Raw genomic sequence first — 18013 nt, 5'->3', positions numbered from 1 at the left:
ACAAAGAGCGCAGTCCTTTCAGAGGTCTGCGCTCTTTGTTATCCATTCTGATTCACACCCATGTCTTTGCTCGCCCATGTTACTTTTGGTATGCATCTAGGATAAATCATGTTCCGCTTTAATCATCATCCCGTCCCGCAGGAATTCAGCCAGCCTCGGGTGGTAACCATCATACATCTGACGGAAATTCTTTATGCTCTACATACAGATTGGCCAAATCCTGGATAGATCTCGGCGGTGGGTGTATAATAACCTTTGATCCATTCAAGATGCCTGCCGATAATCCGTTGTACTTTTGCACTACCAAGTTCCAATCCATCCTCAATGGCCTGTTGCAAGTCCAGATGAACTTGATCAATTTTCGCTGGGAATCCAGATAATCTTCTTTCGATTTTATCTCCTGGTCAGGACTTATGAACACCCTCTGTCTGCACATGGTTCATATCATTATTGACTACAGGGTCAGAACCCGATTCATTCAGCAACTGGTGACGCCCTTTTTTTACAAAAAACCGATATAAAGATCATGTTCATCAATTTCATGTTCACCTTGCAAATGAGAGATCGTTTTGTCCAGTGTCTGAATCAATCCACATGCAAACGAAGTGCCTTCTCCAGAATATCAATGCGATGCTGCTTCATGATACGTATGACATCCTGAGGATTATCCCGGAGCATCGGGGCAATCTCATTCTCCTTCATACCTACTTCTTACAGAAAAGGATTTGCTGGAGTCTCAACAATTCCTGCTTTTCATAATAGATGTCCTCATCTACATCCCCAAATGCCGGATTCAGAAGACCTGTCTCCGCATACTGACTCAGCCTGTTCAGACTTACGCCTGACATTCCAGATACGTCAACCATGGAATATGCCATTTGAATACAATTCTCCTGCCTGTCCTGCAACTCCAGAGTTCAGGCTTAATTCATAATGCATTGTATTTGAATAATGAGAGAATATAAGACTTTCGGCAATGCTGTACCGTTTCATTCCGCTCGTGCTATGGATGGGTACATCATGCTCGCATGATATGAGCGGCGTTTAGACAGTTAAGTTACGGTTTGTTAACTATGTTATACCCGTCTCTGATGTGAACCCGCAGTCAGTGAAGAATCCGTATGTATTTTTAAAACTTTTTCCATGATCTTCAATTAAAAAATCCTGTGCCATTATTCTGGCACAGGAGCGTCTGGTTATATCTCCATTAGCATACGGTATATTGAGTAAAAGAATGGAAGAGGATCATCCTTTGTTAAACATGACAAACTTCAATTCCGTCATTTCTTCTACTGCGTATTTTACACCTTCACGCCCAATCCCACTTTGTTTCACCCCACCATAGGGCATGTGATCGACTCGGAACGTGGGGAATATCATTAATCATAACTCCGCCTGCTTCGATCTGATCCACAGCATGGAGTGTAGGCGGTATGAATATCGTTTGTAAATACGCCTGCCTGAAGCCCGTATATCGAATCGTTAACATGTTCAATACCCTCTTCAACGGAATCTACCGTATTGATCACAACGATGGGTGCAAACACTTCCTGACAGGATACCTTGGCATCACGTGGAACGTTAATCAGTACCGTGGGACGCAGAACGCCTCCTTCAGCTTGACCGCCTGCTGCCACTTCAGCCCCGGCCTGTTTGGCTTCTTCAATCCAGTCGAGTGTACGCTGTACATCCTTGGAGGTAATCAGCGCAGAGACCACCGTATCCGGGCTCAGCGGGTCTCCGACCACCACTTGTTTTGCCGCTTCAGCGAAACGCGGATGAATTCTTCCGAGATGTCACGATGTACGCATATTCGCTGTAGCGAGATACATACCTGTCCCTGATACGTGAAAGCACCGGTCACACATCGAGGAACCACTTTTTCCAGGTCTGCGTCCTTATCCACAATCACCCTGTGCATTCGACCCTAGCTCCAATGTCACGCGTTTGAGTCCCGCTTTGCGAATACCGTACCTACCGCTGGACTGCCTGTAAACGTAATATGAGCAACACGGGGGTGCCCCACAAGCACATCCCCACAGTTTTGCCGTCACCACTCACTACATTCAGTGCACCATCCGGGCAATCCGGCTTCCTGAAGCAGATTAGCGATGTACGTGAGGACAGAGGTGTTCGCTCCGCGGGTTTGAGAACAATTGTATTACCTGCTGCCAGCGCTGGGCCTACCTTATGTGCTACCAGATTCATTGAAAAATTAAACGGTGTAATCGCACCGATGACACCTAGGAGGTTGCCGCATCGTATAACCGATACGCCCTTCTCCACCTTTGGCTGCATCCATCGGAACCGTCTCTCCGGTCAGCCGCTTGGCTTCTTCGGCGGCAAAACGATACGTTTCCCCACCGTCCGGGTCAACCTCCTGGCCAACGCTGCCGTAATTGGCTTCGCCGCTTCAAGAGCAATGATTCGCGCTGCTTTTTCCTTTGCGTTCTTCAAGCATGGAGGACAACTTGTACAGAATATCTGCACGCTGATGTGCAGGCATCTGGCGCATTGCCTTCCCAGCTTGAACCGCAGCTGCAACAGCAGCCTCCGCTTCCTCGGCTGAAGCCGACGAGACTTCGCCATGTTTCCCGGAATATGGCGCTTGAAGTGTTTTTTATAATCTACGGATTCGGTCGGTTTGCCACCGATAAACAGATGCTGTTTTTTCATATGCTGCATCCTCCATCCTTATAGAAACTAAAAGTTCAGTTCAATTTATATAATCTATTTATACACTATTTCCGTGCCATCAACCCACTACGGTGTTCAGCAATCATAGCTTGTAACGTGTGCCTGATGAGCCATTGTGGCGATCTTGAGCTACTGCATTAAAGGATTTCACAACCTATTTAACTGTCAGGACGGGGCATTCTGCATGCTTTAACACACCATGACTGACACTGCCCACGATCATCTCTGCGAGCATGCCTTTCCTGCCTTACCCATCACAATCATTCCACAATCTCGTTCACGCGCCACACGGCAGATCTCATTAACGGATCACCTGCAATCAGCAGTGTCTCATATGCAATGTCCCTTCCGGACAACTGTCTGGTCACCGGTTCCATAATGTGTTGCTCTTTCGGCAATCCGAGCTTCCAGATCAACACCCAATGCAGGTTCATTGATAGAGATAGCCGGATTAATATGCACGATCAACAGACTTGCGGGTTGTTTCATATCTTCAGCTAGGATCATTGCTTGTTCCAAAGCCTTATGCGCATGTTCCGAACCATCAACAGCAACTAATATATGCTTCAACATTGCAATCCCTCCTGTGAATTAATGATGTAATTGCGGAATCACTATCCCGCAGATGATGACGGCGTACCAGCAGTACCACGACACCAATCAGAACCATTAATGCGCCAAAAAATAAAACGGCGTTTCCGGCAGGAACCACTCGGACAATTTACCTGCGTAAGCCATGGAGCAAGTGCACCACCCAGGAAACGAACGAAGCTGTATGCAGCAGAAGCAACAGAACGCTCCACAGGTGCAGCTTCCATAACAGCCGTTGTAATCAACGTATTGTTAATTCCAAGGAAAATCCCCGCTACAATGACTGCAACAATAACGGTAGTTGGTGAACCCATCACCGTACCAATAGCCATAACAACAAGATCAATCGCGAACAGCGTAAGCATGACACTCATGGACGGAACTGATCCGAATCGGCGTTGTAATCTTGGTGCGACGAATACCGACGTAATCGCCAGCATCAGTCCCCAGCCAAAGAATACATAACCCAACCCGTGCTCATCCAGATTCATGACATATGGTGAATAAGCCATCAAGGTAAAGAATCCAAAGTTATACAGAAGGCGGTAATCGCCAATGTTGCGAGCGATAACTTAATGCTTTGAACGGATCGGACAAAGAACTGCGTGTTTTCGGTTTGGCCATCTTGGGCAACATAAATGTAATGCTGATAAAGGCAATCGCCATCAGGACAGCCACCCCATAGAACGGCTGGCAGCGCCAAGAGATGGAACCTAGTCACTCACCAAGCAGTGGACCAAATCCGCAATCCCGAGACCAAGTGCTGCTTCGTACAAAATAATTGCCTTGGCTGTCCCCGACGTGGACAGTCCAACAATGGCAGATAACGCCGTTGCAATGAACAAGGCATTACCAAGTCCTCAACCGCCACGGTAACCAACCAGTGCACCTACCGTGTCTGAGGTACCGCCGAGAAAGGAGAAGATAATAATCAGCAATATACCGCTGAGCAACGTCCACTTCACACCAATCCGGCTGGATACGACCCTGTAATCAGCATCGCTACCCCGGTTACAGCGTTATAACTGGTAAATAGCAGCGATACCTGGCTTTTCGAAGCATGCAACTGATCTGCAATCGCGGGCAGAATTGGGTCAACCAGACCCAGACCCATAAAGGATATGATACATGCAAAGGCGACCGCCCATACCGCTCGCGGTTGAGATAACAGGCTCCCACGTGATGACGGCAATTCGTCCGGTAATGATGGCTCTCTTTCATACATAATTCCTCCTGTGAATAATTTATGTGGTTAAGCTTACATTTGAAAAATGACGTGAAAAACCATGAAAATTTCTATTCATTTTCAGAATTAGAGGTAACAAAACGGCACAAATGACACCGGAACATCCGGTGTTTGTACAGGATCGCCATAGGCACTATGGTGCTCCCTCCGTGTAGCGATTATGTGTATACAGTTTTGTTTATTAAACAATAGATGTAATTCGGTTAGCCGTCTTCATCACTCTTCGGATCATGCCTGTAACTTCTGAATACCGCTCCGAACGCGTTCACGCAGCTCTTCCAGTTCAGTCCGTACGGCATGTATGCTCTGAAGTTTCTGCTCAATCAGTTGCAACTGCCCATCCAGCGTTGTTTCCATCGTAGTGAGCTTCTCGATTCTTTCTCTTACTTCGGTCGTCTGCTGGTAGTCAAAACGTTGTTCGTTCAAGGCATCTGCTGTTGCCACATAGGTATGTAGCCCCTGAAGGGAGAATCCAAGTACCTCTTTGGCGCGAACCACCTTCTCTTCAGATAATCGATATCCTCCGAGTGTACAACCGCGTCCTGCCATCTGTCCGCTGAGGTGAAGGTACGACACCAATCTCTTCATAATACCGAATGGTTCGCTTGGTCAAAACCGCATTCCTTGGCTACGTCGTCGATTTTATATAAACTCATTTCCCTCACCTCATTCATATGTCTATAATGTTATGTACATAATTATATATAATATTAACGTTAACGTCAACGTTAGATTCTATCCCTGAATTCTTAGTGAGTTTAACATCCTCTACAATTTTCTATTTCAACAAAAAAAAGACCCGCTTCACACGCAGGTCTTCCTCTGTACACTAATTATTCATTCATTTTGCCTTTAAACGTTCTGCTCATTCTGTTGCTGTTGAGCACGCTGCATTTGCTTCAGACGGCCTTCCACTCTGGTAAAACAGTCTGAACGTATAGAACCCTGTAGCAACCAGACTCAGCACCAAAGCTCGTACATCTGTAAGCCAGAAACCGATAATGCCGAATATCGTAATGATCACTCCAAATTGCATCATCAGATTGGCGCTATAACTTTGCGCTTCGTCCCACAACTCGGGATTACTCATTGCACGCGGGGTCCGATAACCATACGTTCCGTTAATCATTTTCGGTGGTTTTTTGAACACCATTAACCCCAGAATGAAATAACACACTCCAATGATGATCCCAACTATTGCTCCTGTCAAAACATTCTCCCCTTCACTGTTGTCTTCCATAGACCTGCTTACACTGACACTCCGATGACAGAATAACCTGCCGATGTAGCTTCGCTTCCTCAGGTTATCTCTGTCCTCTCCATTCTCGTGTAAATGTCCAGTTAGACTTATCTACATAAAAATATAAAAACGGCTCTACGTATATACGAAGAGCCGCCTGGATCGTTTCGTAAACTTAGATATTCTTCACACGAAGTACACGCATGGCGTTCAGGACAGCCAGCACTGTGACACCAACATCAGAGAATACCGCTTCCCACATGGTGGCTATGCCGAACACACCAAGTAGCAGGAAGATTGCCTAACCCCCAGAGCAAACGCGATATTTTGCTATACGATCATGCGTGTACGCTTTGCAATGCGGATCGCACTCGCTAGTTTCGACGGTTCATCTGTCATGATGACCACATATTCGCCGCTCTCAATCGCGGCATCCGAGCCGAGTCCACCCATTGCCACGCCCACGTCGGCGCGCGCCAGCACAGGTGTATCGTTGATACCATCACCGACAAACACCATTTTTTCCTTCGGAGATTTGGCCGCTTCCAATTGCTCCAGTCGTTCGACTTTTATCCTGTGGCAACAATTCAGCGTAGACCCCATCCACACCCAGCTCGCGTCCTGCATCAGTTTCTGCCACCCACGGCTTTTGGCATCTCCTGTCAACATGACCGTTTTGCGGATGCCGAGTTTCTTCAGCGCCTGAGAAGCCGCGGCTGCGTCATCCTTCACTTCATCGGCAATGATCAGATGACCAACATACGTGCCAGCTTCAGCAACGTGGACTATCGTTCCAGCCGTATCTGGTGTGGTATAGGATATACCTGCCTGCTCCATTAATTTGGCGTTACCTGCCAGCACTTCCTGACCATCCACACTCACCTTGATCCCGTGTCCGGCAACTTCATCATAACCTTCCACACCTTGTGTAGGAATCGCTTTGGCCCAAGCTGCGCGAATGGATTCGGCAATCGGATGATTGGAGTTTGCTTCGGCAATGGCTGCCAGCTTCATTAGTTCTTCTTCCGTGCGTCCAACTTCGGGACGAATAGCTGTTACTTTGAATACACCTTGGTTAGTGTACCCGTTTTATCAAAAACGACGACTTTCACATCGTTCAATGCTTCAAGATAGTTACTGCCTTTGACAAGAATCCTGTTACGTGAAGCCGCTCCGATACCACCAAAGAATCCAAGTGGAATAGAAACGACCAGCGCACAAGGACATGAGATAACCAGGAAGACCAATGCACGATAGATCCAGTCGGCAAATGTTGCACCACTAAGTATCAACGGCGGAACAAATGCAATCACAGCTGCGAGGATCACAACAACCGGTAATAACGGGCGAATTTACTAATAAAATGCTCTGTTTTCGCTTTTCGGCTGCTCGCGTTCCCCTTGCATCAGGTCCAAAATCTGGATACCGTTGATTCACCAAACGTTTTGGTCACTTCAATCGTCAACATACCATTTTTGTTCACAAATCCACTCATAGTACATCACTTCCGACTCCAGCTCACGTGGTACGGATTCCCCTGTCAGAGCAGAAGTGTCCACCATGGAACGCTCCAGCTTGAACGATACCATCCAGTGGTACTGCCTCCCCTGCTTCACGACAATACGATCACCGATCCGTACGTCTTCCGGAGATACCCGCCGTGTCTCGTCACCCGAACCCGTCAGAATATTCGCATAGTCCGGGCGAATGTCCATCAGTGACTGAATCGACTTGCGTGACCGATTAACCGCCATGCCCCGAAACAGCTCTCCCAGCTGATAGAAGAGCATGACCGCTACCCCTTCCGGATACTCTCCAATGGCAAAGGCACCCAGGGTAGCGACGGACATGAGGAAGTATTCATCGAACACCTGACCACGAATGATGTTTTTGGACGCCTGAAGCACGATGTCTCCCCCGGCAATCAGATAAGCGAGCGCATATAGAGTAAATTGCGCCCAGCCCCTCCAGCGGGGACCAGATTGGTGGTTGCGCGAGCAGCACAGAACCGGCAGCAAGACGAGCAAGCAACACTTTGGTCTGTCCTGCACCATGTTCATGTGGAATGGCCTGCATGGGCATCATCATGGGTATGGCTGTGATCATGCCCATGTCCGGCATGACTTCCGTGCTCATGTGCGTGGCCCTGCGAATCTCCATGATCATGAGTATGAGTGATTACCATGTGCATGTGAATGTCCATGATCATGTAAGGCATGGTCATGGCCGTGTTCCTGTGAATCAGATGCACTCCCTGTATGGGCGTGCACATGCCCGTTCATCTGTTTTCCTTTTTCCGAGATACGAATATGAGGCTCCAGCCGAAGCACTATGTTTTGCTTCTTCCACTACCTGTTCATCCATGTCGGAAGTGGTGTAGCGATAATGTTTTGGTAACAAAATTGACAGAGCATTCGTTAATGCCCTTAATTTTTCTGACGCCATTCTCAATCTTCAATGCGCAGTTCGCACAATCCAGCCCATCAAGCAGCAGTTCCCTTTTCACCTGTTCCTGTCCGGTTCCCATGTGAATTCTCCTTTGCAGTACAAAAAAACAATGTTATTTTCAATTGTATTCAATATATGAGCACTTCATTCATATGTTTGTTGCTCTATTATATGCACGCCTAAACATGAGTGTCAACAATCGTTGTTGATTTTTCATACAGATTATGCTAATAGTAATCATTTCGCTTTAGGCGTGTTTTGGATATAATAGAGCCATAGTTGTTAACATAGGCGGTGATAGGAAATGGAACAACCGGTTAAAGCACCAAGCGAATGTGATGCAGCCTGCTCGGGTACTGAAGCCGACGTGACGATTCGCACTTCACTCATGGATCGGGAGACGTCTTCCGAGATGGCAGATTGGTTCAAGGCATTCAGCGACCCCACACGTCTACGTATTATTGATGCGCTGTTACAGAAGGAATTATGTGTTCATGACCTGACGGTTCTGCTCGACATGGGACAGTCGGCTATTTTCCCATTGTCACCAGCGCTGCGTTCACTCCGCAACATGCGGATCGTCAAGCGGCGCAAGGAAGGCAAGACCGTGTACTACTCTCTGGATGATGCTCATATTGAGCAGATTTTCCTGCAAACACTCCAACATATTAAACACAGCTAGGCAGCAGCCAAGCTTGCTCATGCAGAAGAACCCCCGCCTCTCGGCTGTATGCCGATGGACGGGGGTTCTTCTAGGCAAGGGTACCGTTTTATACAGGATACAAAGTGACTCTTCCTTCTATTACCGATCAATTGAGCTTGCCACTTCGGTTACAACAGATTGTTCTTGTTCGGATCGTACAGGCCGGATCTGTCCTTGAACCAGTTGAAGATATGTGATACACATACTTTCAGCACCGCGTGTATCCTGGAACAGCGAGCAGAATGCCCACGACTCCAAAACAGATTACCCGAAGTCAGAATGACAAAGATAATCGTGATCGGATGAATCTTCAAAGGTTTTGCCCATGATCTGTGGTGAGATGAATTTACCTTCGATTAACTGCACGATTGTCCATACGGCAACCATCTTCAGCAGCATCACTGGCGAAGTAACCAGGGCCACAATCAACGCAGGTGTAATCGCAAATTGCTGGTCCCAGATACGGAACAACACTCGTGAACGATGCGATAATTGCAAGAATCAGTGCATAATCCAGACCAATGACCATATAACCGATGTAGAGCAAGATACCGATGCAGAAGCTGACGATAATCTGTCCACGAATGAATGAACTGATTCGGTGATTGATGTCTTCCAGTACATGCATTGCGCCCGTACGGCTCTTGATCGGCAGGAAAGACAGAATTTTCGCCGGCAGCTTCTTGCCGTCTTTCAGCAGATAGAACAGGATAAACGGAACCGTTACGATAGACAACACGGTCTCCGTGAAGGCTCCGAGGAACCCGCCCAATTTGGTCCAGGTCGAGTTCAGAATTTCAGTAGCCTTTTGGGAGATTGTTCCCCACCAGTCCTGCGAATTCAGGTTCACCGTTTCCCTGGAACTGACCGAACAATTTACTGCCCGTAAGCTCCTCAAACTGCTGTTTTACCGTCTCACTGTACGTTGGAAAGTTTTCAATTAGTCCTACAATCTGCTACGTACAACTGGAATGACTGCCAGCACAACGACCGTCAGAATGCCTCCAATTGCAAGATACAGGATCAGAATGGACCAGCCGCTGCTTTCTAATTTTCCACCTCTCCATCACATCCACAATCGGATTCAGCAGATAATAGAGTATGCCTGACAGAATGATCGGTAACACAATCGTCTTGATGAGTACTGCGAGCGGATGAAGAACAAAGGATACTTTGGTCAGAACCATCACGTTCAGTCCCACCAACAGCAGAATCAGCAGAAATAGCACAAACTTGTTGTTAAGAAAATCGCTTGAACCGCTCCGGCCAAAACGCGGGGTTGCTCAGGTTGCTCCATAGGCGTGTCGTCCTCTCTTATGACGCTTAATCAAAACTAAACTATAAAGCTAGATAAATGCCCCACACACGAATAAAAGCACCTTGTACAAGCCAACATATGTATAACACTCTGATTTATACGTATGGTGCCGATTAACCGTTTCAAATTAAAACCGATAAAGTCATTTTACCCCAAAATGAGTCTTCTGCCCCACACGAATCATTTGCAAATTTCTCCCTTGTTCAAAAACGGCTCGCCTCACTGGGAGACGAACCGTAAATTCTATAGCTCTACCCTTCCATTAAGCCAGCTTTAACGCTGAAAATGAAGATTAAGCTTTTCCCTGCCATTGTGCGATTAACTCATAGGAATGCAGACGTGCCTTATGATCATAGATCATCGACGTAATAATCAGCTCATCTGCCTGTGTCTGCTGAATGAAGGATTCCAGCTGTCCACGTACGGTTTCTGGGGAACCATTAACAGCCGCCTTCAGTGTCTGCTCCACACCAGCTTTCTCACGGTCCGTCCACTTCCTTGCCTTCCATCTCTGCTGGAGGCTGTACCAATCCCGTTGTGCCGCGAATAATGTTCAGGAACTGCTGTTGCATCGTTGTACCCAGCCATGCTGCTTCCTCGTCTGTATCTGCAACAACAGCATTAACCCCAACAATCACATGTGGCTCCTTCAAGCTTTCTGATGATTGGAAGTTGTTTCGATATTGCCAGTTCCCTAGTGCAATCCGGGTGTAATCGGGCGAGAAGTGGTTGGCACAAAAAGCAAAACGGCAATCCCAGCTGACCTGCCAGACGTGCACTGAAATCACTGGACCCCAAGAGGTAAAATTGGAATATTCAACCCTCTCCAGGAACTGCGCGAACAGGTGCATGATAAGACGTCGCCGAAGCATCAAAGTATGCCTTCTAAGTTCTGCCAACAGCTCCGGGAAATCTTCCCCACTGTTCAGATCTTTGCGCAGTGCAAGCGATGTACGGCGGTCACTACCTGGTGCGCGACCCAGTCCCAGATCAATTCTGCCAGGATACAAGGATTCCAGTGTGCCGAACTGCTCAGCGATGACAAGCGGTGCATGGTTAGGCAACATGATGCCTCCTGAACCCAGACGAATCGTTTTGGTTCCACCAGCCAGATATCCAATAACGACCGAAGTTGCGGATGAAGCAATACCCGGCATGTTGTGATGTTCAGCTACCCAGTAACGGTGATATCTCTAACGCTCAGCATGCTGTGCCAGATCCAGGCTGTTGCGCAAAGCATCACGCAGGTGTTGCACCCACCACGACAGGAGCCAGATCCAGGATGGAAAGCTTAACGTCATTGATGTGTTCTTGGTGGGATGAAGCCGTATTTTCTGTAGTCATTATCGTTTAATCTCCTCGATGATTATATTTTGTATATCCAGATATATAGATTAATTAAATCGCAACTGGATATGGTGATGTGATGATAAACTAGCCGTTTACATCCGACGGAATCCCTGCCTGCAAGTGCATCCTAGCTTCCGTTCCGGCATCCGGCTTATAACTCGTTCTGGTACGTACTCGGCAACTGACGGATCGTCTCCTCGTTGCGCCGATAATACGTCCATTGTCCTCTTTGCTCGGAGAGCAACAATCCTGCCTTGAGCATAGTCAGCAGATAACTGGATATAACCGACTGAGCCAGTCCAGCCTTCAGTTGAATCGTGCCAACACAGATTCCGTTCTTGCCACCATCCGGATGCTGAGATAGTTCCAGCGGTGGAAAAGTTGCTCCGGGTTTTTGAGCCACAACAGGATTTGTCTACGTGTCTCGTTCGATAACGCTTTGAATATAAGTATAGGTTCCATGGGTACGATTATAAATTTCTTTCATCCATTTTGCAAACACATGAACAAACAAACCGACTCATGATTGAGTCGGTCTGGAATCATATGGAATCCAAATTTAGAATCAACATCCATATTAGAATTTGGTTGTAACCGTTTGTTTAACCTGATCCAACATGGCTTGATATGCGGGTGCATCCAGGTATCCAATACTTCCAAAGAGCAGATGATCTACGGCTTCAATGCCTACAAAATCGAAGATACCTACGTCTGAAGTTATTTTCAATCCAGCAGTCATGCCAATCTGATCATATATTTCACTTGGTGTACCATGTGTGTTGATGATGAGTCTCCTTTTTGCCTGTCAGTACTTTCTCAATTCCTGCTTCACTTCGCTGCATATGCAAAACCATAGGCGAATACACGGTCAACATATCCTTTCATAATGGCAGGAAGACCTGTCCACCAGATCGGATAGATGAATGTAATAGCTTCTGCATCCGTAACAAACTGCTGCTCTGTAGCGATATCCTGTGGTGTCTGCCCTGCGCGCATGGGAAGCTGTATCATCTTCAGTCAGTACGGGGTTGGAATCCAAGCTTATATAAGTCAGCTTCTAGTCAAATCACTTCATGACCTTGAGCTTGAGAGCTTCTACAGTAGTAATGAGGATTGCATTATTAAGGTTGTCTGTGCGTGGGTGAGCATATACGATAAGATGTTTCATAGTGTGAATCCCTCCAGGTTTGGTTTGAGTTAGGTTGTGGAAATGGGGTTACATTGATACGCTTGATATTGCCCCATATACATAGATATCTTATGTATATGGTCAAAAATATTTGGGCTCCCCTGCCTCCACCCCATTCAAATGTGGAAGGGTTGCAGACAGAAGAGTTCATTCATTATAACTTTCTGGACAATGGACAGCAAGCTCTCCAATTGCTCCGACTGTTCATCGGACAAGCCACTATAGATGATGTCATTAATCTGCTCTGAAACCTGATGAAAGATCGGTTCGAGTCGCTTCCCCCTGTTCGGTTAGGCGAATCATCGTCACTCGGCTATCTTCGGCACTCTTGCTGCGTTCAACATAGCCAAGCTTCCAGCTTGTTGACCAGTACCGTTACCGTTGGTTGCGTGCGTTGAACCCGTTCAGCCAACATCTTGATCGACAGCGTCTCTTCCCGGTACAAGAACATCAATACATCTCCATGAGAAGGAACAATCCTGTTACCTCATGCTGTCTTAAATTCGTGTACAATCCGTTTGTTGACATGGTCTCTGATTCTTGCAATCAGTGCAATTGCGTTGTATTAGGCATGAACTCATTATACATAGACATCTATGCATTTTCAAGTTCTTTTTATAAAAAAAACAGCCCTTTCCATCCTTCTAACATCTGGAAAGGGGGCTGTTTCGATTCTGTTATGATCCTGTCCTATAATGTTAAGTTAGATTTTAGATCTTAATCATCGTTTTGATTCATATTGAATTCATGCTGTATTCAGTTAATCCAATGGGTAATTTTTCTCAACGGATTGTCGGGACTTCTCACGCATGGGCTCCTCTACCCGATAACCGAAGGCTGCCATTACCGAGACGTCCCATGCACCATCCTCCAGCAAACCCTCTTCTTCCATAATCCGATGGACATCCTCACGGCTGAAACCTTCAATTGGGCAGGAATCAATCTCAATTTGAGCTGCCGCCGTCATCATGTTACCAAGTGCAATATAAGTCTGTTTGGATGCCCAGTCAAATAATGATCGTGGATTCTCCAGAATTCTCTGGTTATTTTGGAACTTTCCATAAGCCTGACTTGTTAGCTCAAATACGTCGTCCGGCATTCCCTTTGTTTCCCTTTCAACATGTATTCCGCATAGGGAGAATTATAACTGCATCGGACTGAGCCAAAATAACAACAAAGTGGCCCGCTGCAGCTAATTGCTTTTGAGCACCGGAAGAGACTTTCGACAGACGGCAGCGCTTACGCAGGTTCGGATTTTGTACAATCAGAAACTTCCACGGTTCAAGACCAATGGAACTTCTGGGGATAATCTGCCTGTTTCCAATATAAATTGGAAATCCTCATCCGAGATTTTGCGGGTATCATCAAATATCTTTGTTGCATGCCGGAAATGATAAGCCTTTAAGATGTCTTCCCTTGTCTTTGACTTTGCTGTAACTCTCCATGGAGCTCCACGTCCTTTTTATATATTTTTTTATGTTGAACAATAATGCTTAAGTTGTTTCATCTCAAGTATTAGTTTTTAGGTTCTATATACGCATAAATTAAAAGTACGCACATTATTGTTTCTTGGTTTATAAAAGTAAGTATTGAATGAGACAGCGATAGTCCAGACACTTACATGGCCCTAGTAGATATCTACGACTTCTTTCCTTTAAATCTTGAAATCTTGAACCAGCTTATTCAGATTTATCGCACTATCCTTGACTTGATCAGATTGTTTAACTACTTCCACAGATTGCGCAGAGTTGTTCATATGTCCTGCGATTTCTTGACTGGATGCGGCTGATTGTTCACTGGCTGATGCAATCTCGTGAATGGAGCTCACTAGTATTTTGATATTTGCAGTCACTTGTTGTGAGGTTGCATTGAGATCTTTAACTGCATTGGCATGATCAAGGGAGTCGACATAATACTGTTCAGCTGTATCCTCCAATAATTTATAATCTTTGCCAACCTGATTGAACATAAAGGATAGCAACTCTTTGGCATTCGAGGACAGATTGGTTACAGACTGCATAACTTCTTCCGTGACCTGTTGATTTTGATCGGCAGCCTGTCTGGAATCATCAGCCAACTTCCGAATCTCGCTTGCTACAACCGCAAAACCTCTGCCTGCTTCCCCAGCTCTTGCAGCTTCTATAGATGCATTGAGTGCAAGCAGATAGTCTGCGCTGTAACATCCAAAATAGACTGAGATAATATACCAATCTGATCTACAAAGCTGTTGCACGTTCCAGCGCTTCTGACATTTTCTTACTCGTATGGGATCATACATGTTCACGGCTGCTCGGCTCGATTCGCGGGCTTCCTGCTTCAACTTTTCAGCCTTTGTGCTGGTCACATAGGCGGATTCTGCTTGTTTAGATGTCTGTTCCGATATATTCAGCTCCCTGTTGCATCTCAGCAGCCGAATGATTCATATTCTGTATGGGCTGAAGCCTCTTCCATTGCAGCCGAGAGCTTCTTCAACTGTAGCTGATACTTCACGAATCCGTTCATTCAGCATCTCAGCCAGTTCTGGTTGGTAAGATCGCTAACCTCGTTGATATGATGAGATTCCTGAGTTACACCACGAATGACATTTGTTGTGGAATCGGTCATTGTACGAATAGCCCGTGCGATGACACTTATCTCATTATTTCCCTGTGTTAGACGCGGATCTAAGGATGCCGTTAAGTTGCCTTGTGTTATTTCTTCACAATAATGGTGATAGCTTTCATTCGTTGACGTATACTGCGAATCACTACAAATGAAATAAGAATGAGTGCTGCAAGTGAAAGCAAAGAACTGAACCAAGCACCAATGCTCGCTGCTGAATTACTTCCTGTGTATCCGCATAGAGCTTGGCTGACTCTTCTTCTCGTTATACGCACTCAAAAGGGTGATCGTCTCCACAATCGCTGTACTGCTTTTGTTAATTCTTCCTCTCTCTTCACTATCGTAGGTGCCTGACATCTTTTTGGTATCCATGATTTGCTCAATATCCTGATAATATGTATCCATCTTTGCTACCAAATCTGCAAATATCTCTTTTTCTTTGGTATCCAAGTTTCTTGCTGGAAAAAATTCATTCATGCCATCCGTGATACTCTTCTTACCTTTCTGAACTTGATCGTACTGTTTGTCGGTATACTCTGCATATGATTAAGAACCTTTGTATAATTGGCACGTATATTATAGAAATCACTTTTCAATTCAAGGACATTGGTTTGATGCTGGAAACGGTCATTGTAGAGGATACCTTGTCCTGTTTTTGCTTCGTTCATTCCGAAAATCCCAATCAGAAAAACAGTAAACAAGCCGATTAGACTAATCACAGTCATAATGACCATCGTTGTTGTTAATTTTATATTTTTGAGTTTATTTCCCTCTCTCTCTCTCTCTTTTTTATATTTTTTTTGGCTTAGACTGCATTGACATGATTATTCCCCCACTTTAAATAGTAGATAGCCTTATATATCTTATATCTATATCGTATGTATCCATATTGTTTGTTAGCAATTCAGGAAAATCGACTATATTCATTTAATGAGAAAAATAATGGTAGACAACAGAAAAGCCGCCAGGATATATTCCAGCGGCTTTTCTGTGAATATGAAACGATATCTGTGCGACCTATAGTTGCTCCATCCATTCATTTTCAGAAATGACGGTATTCCTTCTTGTCGCAGCAATGCTGATGTGACACCTTCACCAGTTACCTTGTGATTGGCAAAATTCCCATCATAGATCATTCAAAATTAAGCGGACGGACTCCTCGCTAAACTCCTTCAGTACCACACACGATACATTCAATTCTCGCGCCCATTCGAGTGTCTGATAGGCTCCCTTGATATATAGGTCTGTGACATCCTTGCCACTTCTTTTCTCAATCACTTTTTGCAGTGCCTGCCAGTACATCATTACCCGTTCCACCGATAATTTCAGCCGGTTCCCGTGGAATAGAGAATCCGCCAGCAGCTCCGGGCATACCATCTTCGCCTGCTCCTGCTCCACAAGCCCTTGAATCTTCTCATCCAGGCTCGCTGTTCCATTGTAACGGCAAGTCGCCCCCGCCAGACATGAACTCACCAAATATTTCATCGTTATCTCCTTATACTTATTCCATCTATGAAGTAAATTGTAACATGTAAGATCAAGCCCTATAACTCCCCTCTTGTGATCATCTTGGATCCGTCCATCTTCCCTGTATTCAACCTGAAAAACATCCTTGCTCGATTCCAGTTCAAATGTGACCATGCCTGGATGGTCAGGATTACGGGTGAAGTTTATACGCTTGAAGATCCATTTTAAATATTCTTTAATTATAGGTTCCTATCACCCTAAGAAGAGACTCCTGTATGTTATATAGTTCCTGATAATAAGCCTCTATTTCTTCCCAGTCTGCAAAGTCTTGCTCATAATGATTGGCAAATCCCAACCGTATAAACCCAAGCCCTCTTTTCCTTCGGTCATCTGACAAAGTAGTTATCTTTAAAGGAAAAAGACTGTATCCTGCCAAGTTCATCATCTTTGCTTCGGCTTGTCCTACCAGATCAAGATTGGCTTTACCAGACAGAGTCCCTCAATCGCTTGGCATCCGCCAGCACTGCCTGAGATACCTGATCAGGACTAAGGTCGCCTGAAATGGATACAGCCTCGTCCTGTTTCCATACAATTCTCTCCCCATAACCAAATCTCATTTTCAACGCTAATGTCGCTGATATTGGTTCCGACTTCCCCTTGTTTATACTCACATAACGCTGGACTGACAGGCATGTTGGAGTACCGCTCATATTTCTGCGGGCTATGTGATGGAACTTGACGCAAATGTTCTGTGCTCCAACTCGCTTGGCTGCATTTCACGTCTCATTCCTACTTCACGCAGATTTCCTGTTGTTGCATCGGTTTCATATCTGCGCATATCTTTCTCACTTTCATTTCCAGCCTTCACATATATTCTGCAGTTTGACACAGGCAAATCTTCCACTTTCGTAATCTTCAGCTGCTTACCGAGAGCGTCTCGCATCGTATGTCGCAAATATTTCTTTTCATTATGTCGGTTAGCAGATTTCGAAGTTCAATCCATCGGATAACTGTAACGCTGCTGTCGGATAGACCTGCTCGATCACGGGTTTCACCAGCTGTCCATCATCCCAGATCCATAGGAACAATCCAGCAGCAATACCAACGCACCCGTGCTTCGGCGCAACAAGAGGTCCCCGAGGGCGTCGCTTGTGAAGCATTTT

The 18013-nt window shown here is 45.7% G+C and carries 23 protein-coding genes and 6 pseudogenes; 2 read left to right on the top strand and 27 right to left on the bottom strand.

The features are described 5' to 3' along the window. Positions 1–191: 191 nt before the first annotated feature. The 12 genes and pseudogenes from ACETMN_RS03405 to ACETMN_RS03350 all read right to left on the bottom strand — a co-directional run bounded on the left by ACETMN_RS03405 (position 192) and on the right by ACETMN_RS03350 (position 7834). Positions 192–359, bottom strand: coding sequence for a TipAS antibiotic-recognition domain-containing protein (locus ACETMN_RS03405; RefSeq protein ID WP_411736395.1), 168 nt, complete (start codon positions 357–359; stop codon positions 192–194). A gap of 345 nt (positions 360–704) precedes the next feature. After that, the gene (locus ACETMN_RS03400; RefSeq protein WP_411735754.1) at positions 705–878 is read right to left on the bottom strand and encodes a MerR family transcriptional regulator; all 174 of its coding nucleotides are present in this window, start codon (positions 876–878) and stop codon (positions 705–707) included. A gap of 367 nt (positions 879–1245) precedes the next feature. Next, positions 1246–2676 (bottom strand): annotated as a pseudogene (locus ACETMN_RS03395) (aldehyde dehydrogenase family protein). Positions 2677–2851: 175 nt separating this feature from the next. Next, positions 2852–2920: a universal stress protein gene (locus ACETMN_RS03390; protein ID WP_411736394.1), complete on the bottom strand. Its 69-nt coding sequence runs from the start codon at positions 2918–2920 to the stop codon at positions 2852–2854. 107 nt (positions 2921–3027) lie between these two features. Beyond that, complete coding sequence (locus ACETMN_RS03385; RefSeq protein ID WP_411735753.1) at positions 3028–3270, bottom strand: universal stress protein; 243 nt, start codon at positions 3268–3270, stop codon at positions 3028–3030. Further along, a pseudogene (locus ACETMN_RS03380) lies at positions 3242–4513 on the bottom strand (MFS transporter). Before ACETMN_RS03380 ends, ACETMN_RS03385 begins: the two are co-directional and overlap by 29 nt. 249 nt (positions 4514–4762) lie before the next feature. Next, complete coding sequence (locus ACETMN_RS03375) at positions 4763–5083, bottom strand: hypothetical protein (RefSeq protein WP_411735752.1); 321 nt, start codon at positions 5081–5083, stop codon at positions 4763–4765. After that, a complete protein-coding gene (locus tag ACETMN_RS03370) occupies positions 5040–5147 on the bottom strand; it encodes a MerR family DNA-binding transcriptional regulator (RefSeq protein WP_411735751.1) in 108 nt (35 codons plus the stop codon). Before ACETMN_RS03370 ends, ACETMN_RS03375 begins: the two co-directional genes overlap by 44 nt. Before the next feature lie 252 nt (positions 5148–5399). Continuing rightward, entirely contained in the window at positions 5400–5744 is a 345-nt protein-coding gene (locus ACETMN_RS03365) for an SdpI family protein (protein WP_411735750.1), read from the bottom strand. A 360-nt stretch (positions 5745–6104) separates the two neighbouring features. Continuing rightward, on the bottom strand, positions 6105–6788 hold the full coding sequence (locus ACETMN_RS03360; protein ID WP_411735749.1) for an HAD family hydrolase: 684 nt from the start codon (positions 6786–6788) through the stop codon (positions 6105–6107). A gap of 41 nt (positions 6789–6829) precedes the next feature. Beyond that, a complete protein-coding gene (locus ACETMN_RS03355; RefSeq protein WP_411735748.1) occupies positions 6830–7087 on the bottom strand; it encodes a hypothetical protein in 258 nt (85 codons plus the stop codon). A gap of 141 nt (positions 7088–7228) precedes the next feature. Then, the gene (locus ACETMN_RS03350) at positions 7229–7834 is read right to left on the bottom strand and encodes a hypothetical protein (protein ID WP_411735747.1); all 606 of its coding nucleotides are present in this window, start codon (positions 7832–7834) and stop codon (positions 7229–7231) included. 14 nt (positions 7835–7848) lie between these two features. Between ACETMN_RS03350 and ACETMN_RS03345 the strand changes: the two genes are divergently transcribed. Further along, positions 7849–8154, top strand: a complete 306-nt coding sequence (locus ACETMN_RS03345; RefSeq protein ID WP_411735746.1) for a hypothetical protein — start codon at positions 7849–7851, stop codon at positions 8152–8154. Here ACETMN_RS03345 and ACETMN_RS03340 read toward each other — a convergent pair. Next, positions 8131–8301 (bottom strand): cation transporter, encoded by a 171-nt coding sequence (locus tag ACETMN_RS03340; RefSeq protein WP_411735745.1) that lies wholly within the window; start codon positions 8299–8301, stop codon positions 8131–8133. The two genes, ACETMN_RS03345 and ACETMN_RS03340, sit on opposite strands and share 24 nt — an antisense overlap. Positions 8302–8526: 225 nt before the next feature. Here ACETMN_RS03340 and ACETMN_RS03335 point away from each other — a divergent pair, with 225 nt between their 5' ends. After that, positions 8527–8904 (top strand): ArsR/SmtB family transcription factor, encoded by a 378-nt coding sequence (locus ACETMN_RS03335; RefSeq protein ID WP_411735744.1) that lies wholly within the window; start codon positions 8527–8529, stop codon positions 8902–8904. A 149-nt stretch (positions 8905–9053) separates the two neighbouring features. Here the strand turns inward: ACETMN_RS03335 and ACETMN_RS03330 are convergent. The 14 genes and pseudogenes from ACETMN_RS03330 to ACETMN_RS03265 form a co-directional block, all read right to left on the bottom strand. Then, positions 9054–10212: pseudogene (locus ACETMN_RS03330) on the bottom strand (AI-2E family transporter). A 323-nt stretch (positions 10213–10535) separates the two neighbouring features. Continuing rightward, positions 10536–10712, bottom strand: coding sequence for a hypothetical protein (locus ACETMN_RS03325; RefSeq protein ID WP_411735743.1), 177 nt, complete (start codon positions 10710–10712; stop codon positions 10536–10538). 10 nt (positions 10713–10722) lie between these two features. Next, positions 10723–11400 carry an MsnO8 family LLM class oxidoreductase gene (locus ACETMN_RS03320; RefSeq protein WP_411735742.1) on the bottom strand — a complete coding sequence of 226 codons (678 nt, stop codon included), beginning with the start codon at positions 11398–11400 and terminating at the stop codon, positions 10723–10725. Between the two features lie 344 nt (positions 11401–11744). Continuing rightward, positions 11745–12055, bottom strand: a pseudogene (locus ACETMN_RS03315) (ArsR/SmtB family transcription factor). A 115-nt stretch (positions 12056–12170) separates the two neighbouring features. Further along, positions 12171–12761: pseudogene (locus ACETMN_RS03310) on the bottom strand (NAD(P)H-dependent oxidoreductase). Between the two features lie 358 nt (positions 12762–13119). Beyond that, on the bottom strand, positions 13120–13233 hold the full coding sequence (locus tag ACETMN_RS03305; protein WP_411735741.1) for a MarR family transcriptional regulator: 114 nt from the start codon (positions 13231–13233) through the stop codon (positions 13120–13122). Between the two features lie 305 nt (positions 13234–13538). Then, positions 13539–14190 (bottom strand): annotated as a pseudogene (locus ACETMN_RS03300) (NAD(P)H-dependent oxidoreductase). A 246-nt stretch (positions 14191–14436) separates the two neighbouring features. Continuing rightward, a complete protein-coding gene (locus ACETMN_RS03295) occupies positions 14437–15126 on the bottom strand; it encodes a methyl-accepting chemotaxis protein (RefSeq protein WP_411735740.1) in 690 nt (229 codons plus the stop codon). Positions 15127–15602: 476 nt separating this feature from the next. After that, positions 15603–15860, bottom strand: coding sequence for a hypothetical protein (locus ACETMN_RS03290; RefSeq protein ID WP_411735739.1), 258 nt, complete (start codon positions 15858–15860; stop codon positions 15603–15605). Further along, on the bottom strand, positions 15857–16117 hold the full coding sequence (locus ACETMN_RS03285; protein ID WP_411735738.1) for a hypothetical protein: 261 nt from the start codon (positions 16115–16117) through the stop codon (positions 15857–15859). Before ACETMN_RS03285 ends, ACETMN_RS03290 begins: the two co-directional genes overlap by 4 nt. Positions 16118–16508: 391 nt before the next feature. Continuing rightward, positions 16509–16868, bottom strand: coding sequence for a DUF523 domain-containing protein (locus ACETMN_RS03280; RefSeq protein WP_411735737.1), 360 nt, complete (start codon positions 16866–16868; stop codon positions 16509–16511). Between the two features lie 464 nt (positions 16869–17332). Then, complete coding sequence (locus ACETMN_RS03275; protein ID WP_411735736.1) at positions 17333–17473, bottom strand: hypothetical protein; 141 nt, start codon at positions 17471–17473, stop codon at positions 17333–17335. 98 nt (positions 17474–17571) lie between these two features. Beyond that, positions 17572–17718 (bottom strand): hypothetical protein, encoded by a 147-nt coding sequence (locus ACETMN_RS03270; RefSeq protein ID WP_411735735.1) that lies wholly within the window; start codon positions 17716–17718, stop codon positions 17572–17574. A 109-nt stretch (positions 17719–17827) separates the two neighbouring features. After that, on the bottom strand, positions 17828–18010 hold the full coding sequence (locus ACETMN_RS03265) for a hypothetical protein (RefSeq protein ID WP_411735734.1): 183 nt from the start codon (positions 18008–18010) through the stop codon (positions 17828–17830). Positions 18011–18013 lie beyond the last annotated feature (3 nt).

The sequence above is a fragment of the Paenibacillus sp. M2 genome, from assembly GCF_046713495.1.
Lineage (GTDB): Bacteria > Bacillota > Bacilli > Paenibacillales > Paenibacillaceae > Paenibacillus > Paenibacillus amylolyticus_B.
The sequence above is the reverse complement of the archived record's forward strand: the minus strand, read 5'-3'. Positions and strand labels throughout refer to the sequence as shown.